This is a genomic window from Facklamia sp. P12950, assembly GCF_050409465.1.
GTDB lineage: Bacteria > Bacillota > Bacilli > Lactobacillales > Aerococcaceae > Facklamia.
On the sequence record NZ_JBNUPK010000001.1, the window covers coordinates 257213 to 274040 of the forward strand.

Annotated in this window: 15 protein-coding genes, 1 riboswitch and 1 other annotated feature (1 of these 17 only partly in view); all 15 genes read left to right on the plus strand. The window is 35.9% G+C overall.

The window, feature by feature from the left end; genetic code table 11:
* Positions 1–176: a binding site (T-box leader), on the plus strand (it extends 15 nt beyond the left edge of the window).
* 36 nt (positions 177–212) lie between these two features.
* The 15 genes from hisS to cobU all read left to right on the plus strand — a co-directional run bounded on the left by hisS (position 213) and on the right by cobU (position 16827).
* Positions 213–1532, plus strand: coding sequence for a histidine--tRNA ligase (gene hisS / locus ACQV2Q_RS01365; protein ID WP_428881715.1), 1320 nt, complete (start codon positions 213–215; stop codon positions 1530–1532).
* A 1-nt stretch (position 1533) separates the two neighbouring features.
* The gene (gene aspS / locus ACQV2Q_RS01370; protein ID WP_428876420.1) at positions 1534–3306 is read left to right on the plus strand and encodes an aspartate--tRNA ligase; all 1773 of its coding nucleotides are present in this window, start codon (positions 1534–1536) and stop codon (positions 3304–3306) included.
* Between the two features lie 201 nt (positions 3307–3507).
* Positions 3508–4719 (plus strand): arginine deiminase, encoded by a 1212-nt coding sequence (gene arcA / locus ACQV2Q_RS01375; RefSeq protein ID WP_428881716.1) that lies wholly within the window; start codon positions 3508–3510, stop codon positions 4717–4719.
* Positions 4720–4755: 36 nt separating this feature from the next.
* Positions 4756–5757 carry an ornithine carbamoyltransferase gene (gene argF, locus ACQV2Q_RS01380; protein ID WP_428874663.1) on the plus strand — a complete coding sequence of 334 codons (1002 nt, stop codon included), beginning with the start codon at positions 4756–4758 and terminating at the stop codon, positions 5755–5757.
* 101 nt (positions 5758–5858) lie between these two features.
* Positions 5859–7364, plus strand: coding sequence for a YfcC family protein (locus tag ACQV2Q_RS01385; RefSeq protein ID WP_428873834.1), 1506 nt, complete (start codon positions 5859–5861; stop codon positions 7362–7364).
* Between the two features lie 12 nt (positions 7365–7376).
* On the plus strand, positions 7377–8714 hold the full coding sequence (locus tag ACQV2Q_RS01390) for a M20 family metallopeptidase (protein ID WP_428873833.1): 1338 nt from the start codon (positions 7377–7379) through the stop codon (positions 8712–8714).
* A 16-nt stretch (positions 8715–8730) separates the two neighbouring features.
* Entirely contained in the window at positions 8731–9672 is a 942-nt protein-coding gene (gene arcC, locus ACQV2Q_RS01395) for a carbamate kinase (protein ID WP_428873832.1), read from the plus strand.
* Positions 9673–9967: 295 nt separating this feature from the next.
* On the plus strand, positions 9968–11659 hold the full coding sequence (gene argS, locus ACQV2Q_RS01400; protein WP_428881717.1) for an arginine--tRNA ligase: 1692 nt from the start codon (positions 9968–9970) through the stop codon (positions 11657–11659).
* Between the two features lie 213 nt (positions 11660–11872).
* Positions 11873–12571 carry a Crp/Fnr family transcriptional regulator gene (locus tag ACQV2Q_RS01405; RefSeq protein WP_428873830.1) on the plus strand — a complete coding sequence of 233 codons (699 nt, stop codon included), beginning with the start codon at positions 11873–11875 and terminating at the stop codon, positions 12569–12571.
* 22 nt (positions 12572–12593) lie between these two features.
* A complete protein-coding gene (locus tag ACQV2Q_RS01410) occupies positions 12594–13148 on the plus strand; it encodes a cob(I)yrinic acid a,c-diamide adenosyltransferase (protein WP_428874667.1) in 555 nt (184 codons plus the stop codon).
* Between the two features lie 31 nt (positions 13149–13179).
* Positions 13180–14001, plus strand: a complete 822-nt coding sequence (locus tag ACQV2Q_RS01415; protein ID WP_428876424.1) for a metallophosphoesterase — start codon at positions 13180–13182, stop codon at positions 13999–14001.
* Between the two features lie 2 nt (positions 14002–14003).
* Positions 14004–14735: a hypothetical protein gene (locus ACQV2Q_RS01420; protein ID WP_428873826.1), complete on the plus strand. Its 732-nt coding sequence runs from the start codon at positions 14004–14006 to the stop codon at positions 14733–14735.
* Positions 14732–15487 (plus strand): adenosylcobinamide-GDP ribazoletransferase, encoded by a 756-nt coding sequence (locus ACQV2Q_RS01425; protein WP_428874670.1) that lies wholly within the window; start codon positions 14732–14734, stop codon positions 15485–15487. Before ACQV2Q_RS01420 ends, ACQV2Q_RS01425 begins: the two co-directional genes overlap by 4 nt.
* 48 nt (positions 15488–15535) lie before the next feature.
* Positions 15536–15630, plus strand: a riboswitch (adenosylcobalamin-variant (AdoCbl-variant) riboswitch).
* A gap of 100 nt (positions 15631–15730) precedes the next feature.
* Positions 15731–15952: a hypothetical protein gene (locus ACQV2Q_RS01430; RefSeq protein WP_428873824.1), complete on the plus strand. Its 222-nt coding sequence runs from the start codon at positions 15731–15733 to the stop codon at positions 15950–15952.
* Between the two features lie 272 nt (positions 15953–16224).
* Complete coding sequence (gene cobU, locus ACQV2Q_RS01435; protein ID WP_428874672.1) at positions 16225–16827, plus strand: bifunctional adenosylcobinamide kinase/adenosylcobinamide-phosphate guanylyltransferase; 603 nt, start codon at positions 16225–16227, stop codon at positions 16825–16827.
* The last annotated feature ends 1 nt before the right edge of the window (position 16828 follow it).

The following is a 16828-nucleotide window of genomic DNA, read 5'->3' on the forward strand; positions in this document are numbered from 1 at the left end:
TAGACAAGTAGCTCTGTAATATACAGTGAGCAACGTTGAGTGAAAAGTTGCATTTGAGAGTGAAGACACTATGGAGAAGAATAATCAAAAGTTATTCCGTCAATCACGTTACGATTAAGAGGTAATGGATAAATTCATTACAAATATAGGTGGTACCACGTTAATGCGTCCTAAGTGAAAACTTAGGGCGCTTTTATATTAGGAGGGGTAGAATGATTCAAAAGATGAAAGGCACCGTTGATATCTTGCCAGAGGATAGTTATCGTTGGCAATATGTCGAAGATGTAGCAAGAGATTTATTTGATCAATATATGTATCGTGAAATACGGACACCGCTTTTTGAGTCCTATGATTTATTTTCACGTTCAGTTGGTAATACTTCAGATATTGTCTCTAAAGAAATGTATGACTTCTATGATAAAGGAGAACGACATATTAGTTTACGCCCCGAAGGGACTGCGGGTGTTGTGAGAGCATATGTTGAGAATAAATTGTTTGGTCCAGAACATGCACAGCCTTTTAAGGTTTATTATTTAGGTCCTTACTTTCGTTACGAAAGACCCCAAGCAGGACGTCAACGACAGTTCAATCAAATGGGCGTCGAAGTTTTCGGGTCAGAAAATCCAGCAACGGATGTGGAAGTTATCAGTTTAGCTTGGCATTTCTTTCAAGAGTTAGGTTTAAAAAATATTACTTTACAAATTAACTCACTAGGAAAGCCAAACGATCGGCAGGCTTATCGTCAAGCGCTTATTGCTTATTTTGAGCCACATATTCATAATTTAAGTGATGATTCTAAAAAAAGACTGCATGACAATCCACTGCGTGTACTAGATTCAAAAGATGCTAAGGATAAAGCTTATGTAAAAGAGGCTCCAAGTATTTTAGATTATTTATCTAAAGAGAGTAAGGAGCATTTTGGACAAGTTCAATCCATGCTCAAGCAACTAGAAATACCTTTTGAAGTCAATGACAAGGTGGTAAGAGGTTTGGATTATTATCAGGATACTATTTTCGAGTTTGTAGTAGATGATAATCGGATTGGTGCTCAATCAACGGTTTGTGGTGGTGGTCGCTATGATGGACTGGTTCAACAAATAGGCGGACCTGAGAAGCCTGGCTTTGGTTTTGGATTAGGGCTTGAACGTCTCATGTTATTAATGGATCAACAAAAGATTGACATTCCACCATATGAGCCTCTAGACTTATATGTCTTATGTCGTGATGAGTCGGTTAATCAATTAGCAACCGAGTTAGTTCAAAAGGCTAGATATGCTGGATTGATTGCAGAAAGAGATTACTTATTTAGAAGCATAAAGTCTCAGTTTAAAACAGCCGGCAAATTAGGGGCCAAATTAACTATTATGTTGGGTGAGCAAGAAGTTGAGTCTGAGATATTAGTTGTTAAAAATCAAGAAAATGGGACTGAGACCGAGATTTCAAAAGGTGACTTATGGTCTGATTTTTATGGCGTTTATCGCCGTTTAACAACGGATACGAGTGTAATTGATAAATATTTTAGGGGTGAATAAAATGACAGAAAGAACTGTATATTGTGGATTAGTAGATGAACAGTACCTTGGTAAAGAGATCACATTAAAAGGATGGGTACAAAAAAGAAGAGATTTAGGGAGTTTAATTTTTGTTGATTTACGTGATCGTGAAGGCTTTTGTCAAGTGGTCTTTAATGCTGAGAGACTTTCAAAAGAAGATTTTGAGCTAGCCAATCGGATTCGTTCAGAATACATTATTGAAGTGACTGGAGAATTGGCATTAAGAGAAAACAATCAAATGAATAAGCAAGTTAAAACAGGACGTTTTGAGCTGTATGCCAATGCTTTAACCATCTATACTAAAGCTAAAACGCCTGCTATATATATTGAAAATGATTTGGATGTGGATGAAGAAGTTCGCTTAAGAAATCGTATGTTAGACTTACGTCGTCCTAAAATGCAAGCAAATATTCGCCTACGTCATAATGTAACGCGAACAATCCGTAATTTCTTAGACCAAAGAGGATTTGTTGATGTTGAGACACCTATGTTAACCAAATCCACTCCGGAAGGTGCTAGAGACTATTTAGTACCTACTCGCCGTGAAGGGGGATCCTTTTTTGCATTACCTCAATCACCCCAACTATTTAAGCAACTGCTGATGGGTGCAGGCATGGATCGCTATTATCAAATAGTTAAATGCTTCCGAGACGAAGATTTACGTGGTGACCGTCAACCAGAATTTACCCAAGTCGATATTGAAACCAGCTTTTTAGGTCAAGAAGATATTCAATCATATATAGAAGAGATGCTAAAAGAAGTTGTCAAAGAAACAAGAGGAGTAGAAATTAAGCAAGCATTCCCAACCATGACTTATGCTCAAGCAATGGAAGAATACGGGTCAGATAAACCAGATATTCGCTTTGACATGAAATTAAAAGACCTCTCTCAATGGGCTGAACATAGTGAATTTGGCGTCTTTAAAAATGCTGTAAAAGATGGAGGGCAAGTCAAAGCCATAAACCTTAAAGGCTTAGCTGATGAATACACACGCAAGACAGCAGATGCCTTATCAGAAGTTGTTAAACCCTATGGAGCTAAAGGCTTAGCGTGGATTAAAGTATTAGAGGAAGGCTTTAATGGACCAATCGCTAAATTCTTTACTGAAGAAGACCAAGACCAGATTAAAGAGACGTTGGAAGCTAAAGAGGGAGACATCCTCTTCTTTGTGGCTGATCAAGCCAGTGTCATTGCTGATTCCTTAGGCGCTTTACGTAATCATTTAGCCAAGAAACACACCTTATACGATGTTGAAGAGTTAGCTTTTTTGTGGGTTACCGATTGGCCATTATTTGAATATGATGAAGATAATCAAAGATATGTTGCTATGCATCATCCGTTTACTGCTCCGCAAAACGACGATGTCCAAGCATTAAAAGACAATCCAGCGGATGCTAAAGCTAAAGCCTACGACATTGTTCTTAATGGTTATGAAGTGGGAGGTGGATCTCTAAGAATTTATCAACGTGAGATGCAAGATCAAATGTTTGAATTATTAGGATTTACTGCTGAAGAAGCTAAAAGTCAATTTGGTTTCTTATTAGAAGCAATGGATTACGGCTTCCCTCCTCATGGTGGTATCGCTTTAGGCTTAGATCGATTAGTGATGATACTTGCTCAAGAGCCTAATATTCGTGAAGTCATTGCCTTTCCAAAGAATGGTCGTGGTCACGACTTATTAACAGATGCACCAAGTCATGTTTCGACCGATCAATTGGATGAGTTATATTTACAATTAAAAGCTAAAAAATAATTCCCATTAAAATTTGAAGTAGTTATTAATACCACTATCTTTCTGACGAAAGATAGTGGTATTCTAAAATTTAAGGGATAAATGTGATGAATATCTCATTTAGAATGTTATCAATTCAATTTATCGAAGTGACCGATTTAACGGAAACGTTTTCTATCGTATGTTAGACTAGAGTTAACAAATAATTAAGGAGGAAATAAAATGTCCCACAGTATTAATGTTAATTCTGAAATTGGTCGCTTGAAGAAAGTAATGCTTCACCGTCCGGGTAAAGAATTAGAAAATTTGATGCCAGATTACCTTGAACGCTTATTGTTTGATGATATTCCTTATCTTGAAGCAGCGCAAAAAGAACACGATGAATTTGCTAAGTTATTAGAAAGCCTAGGTGTTGAAGTACTTTATTTGGAAAAATTAGTGGCTGAAGCAATTGATGCAGAAGGATTGAAAGAACAATTTGTTGATGAGTGGATGGCTGAAACAGGGTTAGAGCCAGGCCAAAATTATGACCAAGTTAAACAGTATTTAATGGATATGGAAGATATCTATGAAATGGTATTAAAAACGATGGAAGGATTCAAGAAGAGTGAGATTAAGCATGAATCAAATGGTTTTGATGAATTGCTGTCAAACTATCCTTTTTTAGTGGACCCAATGCCAAACTTATACTTCACTCGAGATCCCTTTGCAACGATGGGTAACGGTGTTTCTCTTAACCACATGTACTCAGATACACGTAACCGTGAAACATTATATGGAAAATATATCTTTAACTATCACCCAGAATATAAAGGAACTACCCTTTATTATGAACGTGATGAAGATACACGTATCGAAGGTGGAGATGAGTTAGTTTTATCTAAAAACACTCTAGCAGTTGGGATTTCTCAACGTACTGATAAATATTCAATCGAGAAATTAGCTCGCAACTTATTTAAAGAGACTGAATTCAAAGAAGTATTAGCATTCTTAATCGATAACAACCGTAAATTCATGCATTTAGATACTGTATTTACTATGATCGATTATGATAAATTCACTATCCACCCTGAAATTGAAGGCGAATTAAAAGTCTTCTCAGTAACTCCTGGTGAAAATGGTGAAATCAAGGTGACTGAAAAAGAAGGGCTGTTAGAAGACATCTTAGCAGAAGCTTTAGGTTTAGAAAAAGTTACCTTAATCCGTTGTGGTGGTGATGACATCGTAGCTGGAGCACGTGAACAATGGAACGATGGTGCCAACACCTTAACGGTAGCACCAGGTGAAGTAATTGTTTACAACCGTAATACTGTAACCAACAAATTATTGATTGAAAATGGTATTAAGATTCACCAAATCGAAGGTAGTGAATTAGTACGTGGTCGTGGTGGTCCTCGTTGCATGTCAATGCCATTTGTTCGCGAAGATATTTAATTTTTTTGATAAACACACAGATATAGGAGGGAATTTATGTTCCAAGGAAGAAACTTTTTAAAAGAAATCGACTTTACTGCCGACGAATTAAACTACTTAATTGATTTCTCAATTCACTTAAAAGACTTGAAAAAACGTGGGATTCCACACGAGTATTTAAAAGGACAAAACATTTGTCTATTATTTGAAAAAACATCTACTCGTACAAGAGCAGCCTTTACAGTAGCTGCTAATGACTTAGGTGCGGCTCCAGAATTCTTAGGTGCTAATGACATTCAATTAGGTAAAAAAGAATCTGTAGAAGATACAGCACGCGTTTTAGGTAGCATGTTCGACGGTATTGAATTCCGTGGTTTCAGTCAAGAGATGGTCGAAGACTTAGGTAAATACGCTGGAGTTCCTGTGTGGAACGGTTTAACTGATGAATGGCATCCAACTCAAATGATTGCTGATTATATGACCTTAAAAGAAAATTTTGGAGAGCTAAAGGGCAAAAAGTTAGTATATTGTGGTGACGGTCGTAATAATGTGGCTAATTCATTATTCATCACTGGGGCTATTATCGGTGTTAATGTGACCATCGCTTCACCAGAAGAATTATTCCCAGATGAAGAATTGGTAGCAAAAGCTCAAGAGTACGCGAAAGAATCAGGTGCTACTATTGAAATTACATCTGATATTAAAGCCGCTGTTAAAGATGCTGATGCATTATATACAGACGTTTGGGTTTCAATGGGTGAAGAAGACAAGTTCGAAGAACGTGTTAACTTATTAAAACCATACCAAATCAATAAAGAATTGACTGACTTAATTGAGGGAGATTATATTATCCTTCACTGCTTACCAGCTTTCCATGATACAGAAACAAAATATGGTAAAGATGTAGCAGAAAGATTCGGTGTTAAAGAAATGGAAATTACTGACGAAGTATTCCGCAGTAAACAAGCCCGTCAATTTGAACAAGCTGAAAACCGTATGCACTCAATCAAAGCGATTATGGCAGTTACTAACGGGAACTTGTTCATTCCTAAAGCTTAATAACAATAACATTACCCTATAAAAAGTGAAACGGGGCATGAAATCCGATTGTGGCCATGAACCGCAATCGGATTTTGTTTTAAAAAAGGAGGAGGAAGAAAATGGAAAAGATGAAGAAACGAAAGATGTTGAATGCTTTTACGATACTATTTATTATTACGGCGGTTATCGCTGTATTAACGTGGATTATTCCATCAGGCGCCTATGAGGTGGATCCTGAAGGAAATTTTATTGCTGGAACTTATCACACAGTAGAGCGTACACGTCAAGGGTTGTGGGATTTATTTGCTGCACCTATTCGTGGGTTTTTAGGTACTGAAACCACTCCGGGAGCTGTTGAAGTTTCGCTATTTGTTATGATCGTTGGTGGATTCTTGGGAGTTGTTACGGAAACAGGTGCTATTGACGCCGGAATCGCCTCTACTATCAAAAACAATAAGAATAATATGACCGGTTTAATCTGGATCTTAATGGCTATTTTTGGACTAGGTGGCTCTACCTATGGTATGGCTGAGGAAACCATGGCCTTTTATCCATTATTAATTCCCTTAATGGTAGGTGTCGGGTTTGATGCTTTAGTGGCTGTGGCGATAATTTTGATTGGGGCTGGATTAGGAGTATTATCTTCAACCGTTAATCCATTTGCTACCACAATTGCTTCAAATATGGCTGGTATATCAATAATAGATGGAATGGTATTAAGAGTAATTTTCTGGATAGTCACATATATAATTGGAGCTTGGTATGTTACGCGCTACGCTAAAAAGGTAATGGCTGATAAGAATAACTCTCTGATAGCTGATCAAATGGAAGCGGACAAAGAAAAATGGAAAGTGCCCGAAGATATGCCAAAAGTTACTAAAAAACAAAAGGGCGTTCTTTGGTTATTTGCGCTTACATTTGTTATTATGATCTTAGCTTTAATTCCATGGACAGATTTAAATAATAACTTTACTTTCTTTAAAAATGCTCATGAGTTCCTACTAGGCATACCAGTAATTGGAGATTTGATTGGACAATCTTTAGAAGACCTACCTTTTGGTATGTGGTATCTAGTTGAGATTTCAGTTCTCTTTTTCTTAATGTCAGTTATTATCGCAGCATACTATGGAATTAAAGAAGATCGTTTCGTAGAAGTCTTTATCGCGGGAGTAAAAGATTTAATGTCAGTAGCTCTAATTGCTGCAGTCGCTCGTGGTATTCAAGTAGTGATGAATGATGGTCAAATCACCGCTACTGTATTACACTGGGGAGAACAAGGGTTAGCGAATTTACCAAAAGGTGTTTTCACAGTCTTAACTTATATCTTCTATATCCCAATGTCCTTCTTAATTCCATCGACTTCTGGTCTAGCAGCAGCTACTATGGGTATCATGGCGCCATTAGCCCAATTTGCTGATGTATTAGAAAGTATTGTCGTCACTGCCTTCCAATCTGCCAGTGGTATTGTTAACCTAATTACACCAACATCAGGTGTCGTAATGGGTGCTTTAGCAATTGCAAATATTGACCTATCAACTTGGTGGAAATTTATGCGCAATTTGATTATCATAGTCTTTGTAGTGACCATTGTTTTACTACTTATTGGAGCTTACTTAGGAATTTAAAGGAGTGTTTAAATGGATTACCAATTAACTAAAAATCATCAAGAACCAGCTATTGAAACTTTGCGCCAATGGGTTGCTATTCCATCTGTATTAGATGAAAATGATGCGGAAACTCCATTTGGTCAACCCATTCAAGAAATGCTAGAATTTGCTTTAAAAACTTGTCAAGAAATGGGCATGGAAACCTATATTGATCCAGAGGGTTATTATGGTTATGCAGAAATGGGTCAGGGTGAAGAGTTGTTTGGTGTTCTATGTCACTTGGATGTGGTTCCAGCTTTAAACCCAGATGAATGGACAACGCCTCCATTTGAAATGGATATCCGTGAAGGAGCCTTATTTGGTCGTGGAACACAAGATGATAAAGGACCTTCTATTGCTGCCTTGTATGCATTAAAAGCTTTATTAGACCAAGGACATGAATTAAATAAACGTGTTCGCTTTATCTTTGGAACAGACGAAGAGAACTTGTGGCGTGGGTTAAACCGTTACAATGAAAAAGAAGAGCAAGTAACAATGGGTATTGTTCCTGACTCATCTTTCCCTCTAACCTATGCAGAAAAAGGCTTACTACAGTTGCACATCACCGGTCCAGGTTCAGATGCTTTTGAAATGGAAAATAAAGGAGCCCTAAATGTGGTGCCTGATAAAGCTATTTACAAGGGTGATAAAAAAGATGAATTAGTACAAATTCTTGAGGATTTAGGCTACAAATACCAAGTAGACGGTGAAACTTTAACCGTTTTAGGTAAATCCGTTCACTCTAAAGACTCCTTAAAAGGAGACAATGCTTTAACGCATCTAATTGAAGGAATGTCTGAATTATATGACCATCCTGTCTTAAAATTTGTTAAAGATCACTTTGCTAATGATGTTAATGGTAAGAGTATCTTTGGTGAGGTTGAAGACCAAGCATCTGGCAGCCTAACATGTAACATTGCTAACCTAGAGGTTACGGCTGAAGAGTCCAAACTAGGTATTGATATGCGTATTCCAGTAACTGCTGACAAAGATCAATTGGTAGAACAATTAGCTAAAGTAGCAAAAGAGTACAAACTCAAGTATAATGAGTTTGATTATCTAGCTTCGTTATATGTTCCAGTTGACTCTGAGTTAGTAACTACTTTGTTAAAAGTATATCGCGACTTAACTGGCGATATGACTGAACCAATTTCTTCTGGTGGCGCTACCTTTGCTCGCACAATGAAAAATTGTGTGGCATTTGGTGCCCTTCAAGAAGGGGTAGAAGATACAATGCATCAAATAGATGAAAGAATGCCACTCGATAATTTCTATCAAACCATGGAAATCTATGCCCATGCATTGAAGGCTTTAGTTACTAAGGCCTAATGAAAGGATTGAATATATGAAAAAACGTAAAATTGTTGTCGCTTTAGGTGGGAATGCGATTCTATCTTCCGACCCAAGCGCTCAAGCACAAAAAGACGCTTTAAAAGAAACAGCAAAACATTTAGTGAAATTAATTCAAAATGGAGACGAGGTTATTATTACTCACGGTAATGGTCCCCAAGTTGGAAATCTATTGCTACAAAATATTGCAGCTGATTCTGAGAAAAACCCAGCTTTCCCATTAGATTCATTAGTGGCTATGACCGAAGGCTCAATTGGTTATTGGTTACAAAATGCCATGCAAAATGAATTAAATAAATTAGGTATCGATAAGCCAGTAGTTAGTTTGGTCACTCAAGTTATTGTAGATAAAAACGATCCAGCTTTTGATAACTTATCAAAACCAATTGGACCATTCTACAGTGAAGAAGAAGCCAAACAACAAATGGCTGAAACTGATGCTAGCTTTAAAGAAGATGCTGGTCGTGGATGGCGTAAAGTTGTTGCTTCACCTAAGCCAGTTGCTATCAAAGAAGTTGATTCCATCAATACCTTAGTAAATGCTGGTAATGTAGTGGTTGCAACTGGTGGTGGCGGTATCCCAGTACTTGAAGACAATGGCCAATTAGTTGGAGTAGAAGCAGTTATTGACAAAGACTTTGCTTCACAAAAACTAGCTAACGATCTCGGAGCTGACTTGTTTATCGTTCTAACAGGTGTGGATTATGTCTATGTCAACTACAACAAACCAAATCAAAAAAAATTAGAAAAAGTTTCGATCGAAAGCTTGAAAGAATATATTAAAGAAGAGCAGTTTGCACCGGGATCTATGTTACCAAAAGTTGAAGCAGCTATTGCATTCGTTGAAAATACAGATCATGGTAAGGCTGTCATTACTTCATTAGAAAATCTTCAAGCATTAATTGAAAATGAATCAGGAACGATTATTAAAAAATAAGAGCTTGTTATTTTTTTAAAATTAATATACAATGAGACAAAATTAATAATTAAATCTTAAAGAGAGTAGATTATGCAAGACTGAATAGCAAGTTGGGATGATGGGAGCCGATGAGTCTTAATTAATTGAACCGCACTTTATTATCTGGGTGAATGAAATGAGTAGTTCATCACGTAGGCAACTGCGTTATCAATTTAAGACCTTAAAATTTAAGGTGAATTAGAGTGGTACCGCGTATAACCATATGCCTCTAGAAGGAATTCTAGAGGCTTTTTTGTATAGAAAGGAAGATTTTATGTTAGTAAAAAAGCAAGTTGTTGAAACTTTATATCCTGTATTATCAGAGCACTTGACCCAAGAACAGATCGAAAATTTAATTGAACAACCTAATAATAATGAGCACGGAGACTATGCTTTTCCAGTTTTCTCTTTGGCTAAAATATTTCGCAAAGCCCCCCATCAAATTGCTGAAGAAGTAGCAGAAAAAATTGATACTTCTGCATTTGAAAAAGTTCAAGTAGTCGGAGCTTATATCAACTTTTATATTAAGCGCGACGACTTGGCTAGCAAAGTCTTAAAAGAAGTACTTGAACAAGGTGAAAGCTATGGTCAAACAGATATTGGTAAAGGAGGTAACGTTCCAATTGATATGTCGTCTCCTAATATCGCTAAGCCAATGTCAATGGGACACTTACGATCAACCGTATTAGGGAATTCGATTGCCTTAATTTTGGAAAAATTAAATTATAATCCTATTCGTATTAACCACTTAGGTGATTGGGGAACGCAATTTGGTAAATTAATTGTTGCTTATCAAGGTTGGGGTGATGAAGAAACAGTAAGGAAAGATCCAGTTAATGAATTAGTAAAGTTATATGTTGATTTCCATGAAAAAGCTGAAGAAAATCCCGAATTAGAAGATCAGGCAAGACAAGTCTTCAGAGCCCTAGAAGATGGCAATGAAGAGTATCATAGACTATGGACTTGGTTTAAAGAAGAGTCTATTAATGAATTTAAACGTGTTTACAATCTTTTAAATATTAAATTTGATTATTATACTGGAGAATCGTTCTATAATGATAAGATGGGCGAAGTTTTAGATTATTTAGCAGATAATAATATCTCTAAAATCGAACGTGGAGCCACAATTGTTGACCTTGAAAAGTATCACTTACCTGTTGCTTTAATTAAAAAATCAGATGGAGCTACTTTGTATCTGACTAGAGACTTAGCGACTGCTTACTATCGCAAGCGTACTTTTGATTTCGTGATGAGTTTATATGTTGTTGGTAATGAGCAAAGTGATCACTTTAGACAATTAAAAGCTGTTTTAAATGAAATGGGTAACGATTGGGCTGAAAATATGCACCATATTCCATTTGGCTTGATTACTTTAAATGGTAAAAAATTATCCACTCGTAAAGGTAAGATAGTTTTACTTGAAAAAGTGCTTAATGAAGCGATTGAAATTGCCGATAAACAGATCAAAGCTAAGAACCCTGACTTAGAAAATAAAGCTGAGATTGCTAAACAAGTGGGTGTGGGGGCTGTTGTCTTCCATGACTTAAAAGCAGATCGTCTCAACTCTTTTGATTTTAATTTAGATGATATCGTTCAATTTGAAGGTGAAACTGGTCCATATGTTCAGTATACTTATGCGCGTTTAAATACAGTGCTTAATAAATATAGTAAGGAAATAAAGCCAACGGAAGAGTTGAACTTAGATCATGAACACTCATGGGAAATCATTAAATTAATTAAACAGTATCCAGAAGTCATTATTAAGGCAGCTGAGCATTTTGAACCATCAGTCATTGCAAAATATGTTATTCAATTAGCACAATTGTCCAATAAGTATTATGCCAAAGTCCGTATTTTGGAAGAAAATGATCAGTTAGAATCAAGAATTCAATTGGTTAAAGCGATTACGATTGTTCTAAAAGATGCATTATCATTGCTAGGTATTGGCGCTCCTGAAAAGATGTAATGAGAACCTCCTGTTAACATTTATTGGACACCTTTCATTGTTTGATTTATATATTCACAAGTGAGATAATATCTATGAATAAATGACATAAAAGGTGAGTAAATATAGTGGCATCTTTTGAATTGAATTTTGAAAATTGAAAACTAAATTTCTATACAAAAGACTCCTTTTATCGTCAGTAAACAATTTACTTTGACAAAGAAAGGGGTCTTTATGGTTAATCGGGCAATTGAAAATTATATTAACGATATATATAACTATGATTTTTTCAATCGACTTTCAATTGATGAAGTCAATCAAATTACTTCTAACTCTATTTTTCATCACATTCCAAAAGGTCAGTTAATCTTTTTTCAAGATGATCCAAATATTTATTGTTATTTCGTCTTTAAAGGATTGGTTCGTCTTGAAAGAGAAAATGCTTCAGGAGAGTTTTGTTACTTAGATTATGTGGCGGAGGAAAGTTTTTTTCCTTATGCGGAATTCTTTTTTAAAGACCACCATCTTTATGATGCCTATGCAGCTACAGATGTTGATTTAGCTTACATCCCCAAAAACCTAATGGAAAATATTGTCTTTAAAAATGCGGAACAATTCAAATTTCTTTATGAAAATTTAGCCAGTGTCCAATATTATTTGGAAAAACGTGTGCAAATGACGGCTATACCAAGTGCTTCTAGCCGAGTAATTCAGACCCTGGCTTTATGGATGTATGATATGGGGCGTTTTATGGGTGATCATGTGGTTATTCCACATCCATTGACTATTAACGAAGCGGCGACAGTAGCCGGTACGACAAGAGAGACAGCAGGAAGAGTCATTAAAGATTTAACTCAAGAGAAAAAAATTACTTTTACACGTAAAAAAATAATTTATCATGATTGGAAATATTTTAACGACCTGATTCAGTAACTATCAAAGAGGTGAGAAAACAATGAAAATTTATACGCGAACAGGAGATCAAGGGAATACGCGTTTAATTGGCAACCGTGTGGTAGCCAAAAACAACCCCTTAGTTGAGGCATATGGAAGTATTGATGAACTCAATTCTTATATTGGTATCCTTATTGCAAGCCCTAATTTAGCCGATGAAATTCGTCAAGATTTATTAGAAATTCAACAATTACTATTTGATTGTGGGACAGATGTTGCAAACGCAGATGAAAAGATTCCTTATCGTACCACAGAGACTGCTATTACTTGGTTAGAAGAACGAATTGATGCTTACGATAAAAGAGTTGACCCTATTGAATCTTTTATCTTGCCTGGAGGAACCATGGAAGCCAGTCAACTTCAATATGCTCGTAGTATTGCTCGTAGAGTTGAAAGAAGGCTGGTTAGCCTACCAATTTCTGAAAAGTTAAATCCGAATGTCTTAAAATTTCTTAATCGGCTTTCCGATTATTTGTTTGTAGGTGGTCGCTTAGTTAACCACCTTAATAATCAAGCAGAACCGAAGTATGTAAGATCGGGGAAAGTGTTTCGCTAAGTGGTTTAAATTAATTGTGAGGAGATAGAAAATGAAGATTGGTGTTATTTCTGATCTCCATATTGATTTACAAGCAGAGCCCTACGCTCAAACAATTATTGATTTACTGGCTAAAGAAACTGATGAGTGGAATTTGTCTTATTTAATTATAGCTGGAGACATAGCGAATCATCAGTCTTTAGTTTTTTCATTCATTAAGGACTTACAAGCAGCCATAACCATCCCTTTATATTTTGTTCCAGGAAATCACGATTATTGGTCTACTAATCAAGAAACCCAAATTATTTATGATAGCTATTGTAACCATCCGAACTGTTTAATAGGAAAGCCACTTTCTCTAAATCAAGATTGGGGATTAGTCGGGCACTCCGCTTGGTACAATCATTCGGGAAATTTTGGACGTCATGATGAAAAATTTCTTCAAGCAGGTAGATACCAAGGTTATAAGTGGGAGGATAAACTACATATTAATTGGCAGCAATCTGATCGCCAAGTCTCAAGAGAATTTGCCAGAACAATAGAAAAAGATATGATCTACCTAAACAAAGCTAATTATATTCTAGTCACTCATTTTGTAACAGATTTTGATTTGCAAATCTTACCAGATCCTAAATTTCAAGAAGACATAGATTATTTTAATGCTTTTATTTCTACTGATGATCTTAAGCCTCTTTATGATAAATATCCCATCCGTCATAGTTTTATGGGACATGTCCACCGCAGACAGAAACTGACTAAGCAAGGATGTAATTATTATTTAACAAGTTTAGGAACACCTAGAGAGTGGGAAGAGGGATCGACTTTGTTGGACAATCTAAAGGAAGCTTTGAAGGTTATTGAGATAGGAGAGTAGAAATGGAAAAATATCGTGATATACATATTATGCCATTAAGTAATGATGAGTCCTTAGTTATTGCTTGTGACACTTCAGCTTCAATCGGCCAAAAAGAAGCTGATGTTTTAAGCGTTTCACCCCAAATTACTGCAGCTTTTGCTGTTCGCGTGGTACTTATGGAGGTTCTTTCTGTAAACGCCCAGCCACAATTATTAATAAATATGTTTGGCAATGAAATGAATCCAACTGGAGATTTAATGCTTGATGGTATAAAAAAAGAACTGGCATTAGCAGGTCTTTTTGATTTAGCAATGAATGGCTCAACTGAGGAAAATATGCCAACTAAGATGACATCCCTTGGACTCACCTTGCTTGCAAAGGCCAAAATCGCTGATTTAAAAATAAAAAAAGTCCAACCAGGGGATCAAGTCTATCAAATAGGAAAACCTTTAATGGGTCAGGATTTAATTGACCAGGTCGATCAAATAGTTAGTTATCAAGAGCTTTACCACTTATTAAATCTTAAAGATGTCATTCATGAAATAGTTCCAATTGGGTCTAAAGGTGCGATTGCTGAAGCACAGCAAGTGGCTAAATTTAACCAACTTGATTTTAGATTAGGTCAAGATTTACCTCAATTTTATCAATCAGCAGGGCCTGCAACATCGCTCTTAATTGTAATAAAACCAGCTTTTAAAGCTAATTTATTGACAATTTTTAAAGATATTAAATGGGTGGGTGAGCTATATTGATTGAGTCTATTATTTTATATTTTCAATTTTTTACAGCAATCCCAATTAATCAATCAGTCGATCAAGCAGCTACTAAATTAAAAAAAGGGGTAATCTATTTCCCAGCTTTTGCTTTTATATATGCCGGAATCTTTGCTTTGTTCTTTTTTTTATTTCGTAACTTTTTCTCATCCACCATCGCATGGTCTCTATTAATTATCTTGGATATTTTACTAACTAGAGGCTTTCATTATGATGCTTTGGCTGATACTGCTGACGGACTATTATCCTCTAAAAAAGCTGATGAGATGGTTCGAATTATGAAAGATTCAGCAATTGGAGCCAATGGTGCTTTGATCTTAATTTCGACTATTTTACTTACCTTTGTTTTAGGAAGAGAGTTTTTAATTAATTATTTTGAAAATGAAATAGTCTTTGTTATTGCTTGGGCTGCCAGTGGTCGTAGCTGTTTACCCTTAATGTTTTATCAGTTAGTGTATGTTGGTGATAACCCCAATGGCTTAGGTAGTCTTTTCCTAGGCGTTTCTACTTGGAAAATTGTGGCCAGTCAGATTTTAACAATGGCCTTCTTTTTCCTATTAGGGTGGCCGTATCTACTTAGTTATATAAGTCTTTTGCTTACCATGTATTTTTATCGCTATTTCGTGTATCATAAAATTTCAGGTATGACAGGAGATACCATGGGAGCTGCTGCTTTAATTGGTCAAATCATTTATATGCTGTTTGTTTTACTTCTTTTTAATAAGAATTAGGATTGTCATTTTCTTTAATAATTATGCTATAATGATGCTAAGCTCTTTGATAATTAAGATAGAATAGGGGAAGCACGTGAGAATCGTGCGCAGTCCCTTGCTACTGTATGGATGAAAATCTAAGTCAGATTACCTATTTTATCAAGGATGATTGTTATTTCTCAAGGTCTCGTAACAAGGTTCGTTAACAAATACGTTTATTAACCAGACAAGTAGCTAGTCTGGTTTTTTTAAGGAGGTAAGATGAAGGCAAAAGATTTAGTAACCCTTGCTCATATGATGTCATTGTCAATCATCTTAGCACAGTTCAAGCTATTCTTGACAGTAGCTTTTGATTCAAGTCCAGCTTTTATACTCTTGCTAGCTATGAGAAGATCTGCTGGCGCGATAGTTGGTGCTATAGGACATTTAACAACGGCAATGAGCTCAGCTTTTCCCTTAAGTATTCCACTTATCTTTTATTAATGGCACTTATGATACTAGCTCAGATTAATTTTGTTATGATTTATCGTAAATTTAAATCTTTGAAATATGGCCGGTTATTCTTCCAACTCTAGGCGCCTGCTTGTTTAATGTTTTATTACCACTTCTATGTTTTCAACCGATTTTAGGGGCTGCAATGCTGGTAAGTTTCTTTTGGCCCTTAAAGCTAGCTACTCTTGCTAATATATTGTTAGCTTTGCGACTTTTTGAAGGTCTAACAAAAATAAATATATCGATGTTTAGGAAGTGAGTGAATGGGGGAAATTATTTATTATACTGGAGGAGCTAAATCTGGTAAATCTAGATTAGCTCAAGAAGAAATTTATAGACGAAAGCTTCAAAATATTGCTTATATAGCAACCCAAGCCAATAAGTTTTCTGATTCAGAAGTAAAAAGGAGTATTGAAAAACATCGTTTATCAAGACCCAAAGATTGGGATACTTATGAACAGGCTCATGATTTGGATCAATTGGTTAAGCAACTTTCAAATAATTATCAAATTGCTTTAGTCGATTGTATGACGGTTTGGCTAACCAATATTCTTTTTGATAAATGGCAATTCTTAGCTAACAATCAAGAACTATCTTTTGATGAGTATGTCAATGAACTAAAGGGTGAGCAAATCCAAAAGCTAGAAGATTTTGTTATGGAAGAGCTTAATGCTTTTTTAAAAGAAATAAAAGCTTCATCAACGGATTTTATCATTGTGTCAAATGAGCTAGGTCTAGGATTAGTTCCAGAGTATAAACTCGGGCGCATTTTCAGAAATATTCATGGTTTAATGAATCAAGAAATTGCCAGACAAGCGAACTTAGTTTATTGGGTGGTTTCAGGAATTGCAGTGAATATAAAGTAAA

Coding starts and splice junctions, on each gene's coding strand:
- hisS (WP_428881715.1), top strand. CDS start 213: ATGATTCAAAAGATGAAAGGCACCGTTGATATCTTGCCAGAGGATAGT.
- aspS (WP_428876420.1), top strand. CDS start 1,534: ATGACAGAAAGAACTGTATATTGTGGATTAGTAGATGAACAGTACCTT.
- arcA (WP_428881716.1), top strand. CDS start 3,508: ATGTCCCACAGTATTAATGTTAATTCTGAAATTGGTCGCTTGAAGAAA.
- argF (WP_428874663.1), top strand. CDS start 4,756: ATGTTCCAAGGAAGAAACTTTTTAAAAGAAATCGACTTTACTGCCGAC.
- ACQV2Q_RS01385 (WP_428873834.1), top strand. CDS start 5,859: ATGGAAAAGATGAAGAAACGAAAGATGTTGAATGCTTTTACGATACTA.
- ACQV2Q_RS01390 (WP_428873833.1), top strand. CDS start 7,377: ATGGATTACCAATTAACTAAAAATCATCAAGAACCAGCTATTGAAACT.
- arcC (WP_428873832.1), top strand. CDS start 8,731: ATGAAAAAACGTAAAATTGTTGTCGCTTTAGGTGGGAATGCGATTCTA.
- argS (WP_428881717.1), top strand. CDS start 9,968: ATGTTAGTAAAAAAGCAAGTTGTTGAAACTTTATATCCTGTATTATCA.
- ACQV2Q_RS01405 (WP_428873830.1), top strand. CDS start 11,873: ATGGTTAATCGGGCAATTGAAAATTATATTAACGATATATATAACTAT.
- ACQV2Q_RS01410 (WP_428874667.1), top strand. CDS start 12,594: ATGAAAATTTATACGCGAACAGGAGATCAAGGGAATACGCGTTTAATT.
- ACQV2Q_RS01415 (WP_428876424.1), top strand. CDS start 13,180: ATGAAGATTGGTGTTATTTCTGATCTCCATATTGATTTACAAGCAGAG.
- ACQV2Q_RS01420 (WP_428873826.1), top strand. CDS start 14,004: ATGGAAAAATATCGTGATATACATATTATGCCATTAAGTAATGATGAG.
- ACQV2Q_RS01430 (WP_428873824.1), top strand. CDS start 15,731: ATGAAGGCAAAAGATTTAGTAACCCTTGCTCATATGATGTCATTGTCA.
- cobU (WP_428874672.1), top strand. CDS start 16,225: ATGGGGGAAATTATTTATTATACTGGAGGAGCTAAATCTGGTAAATCT.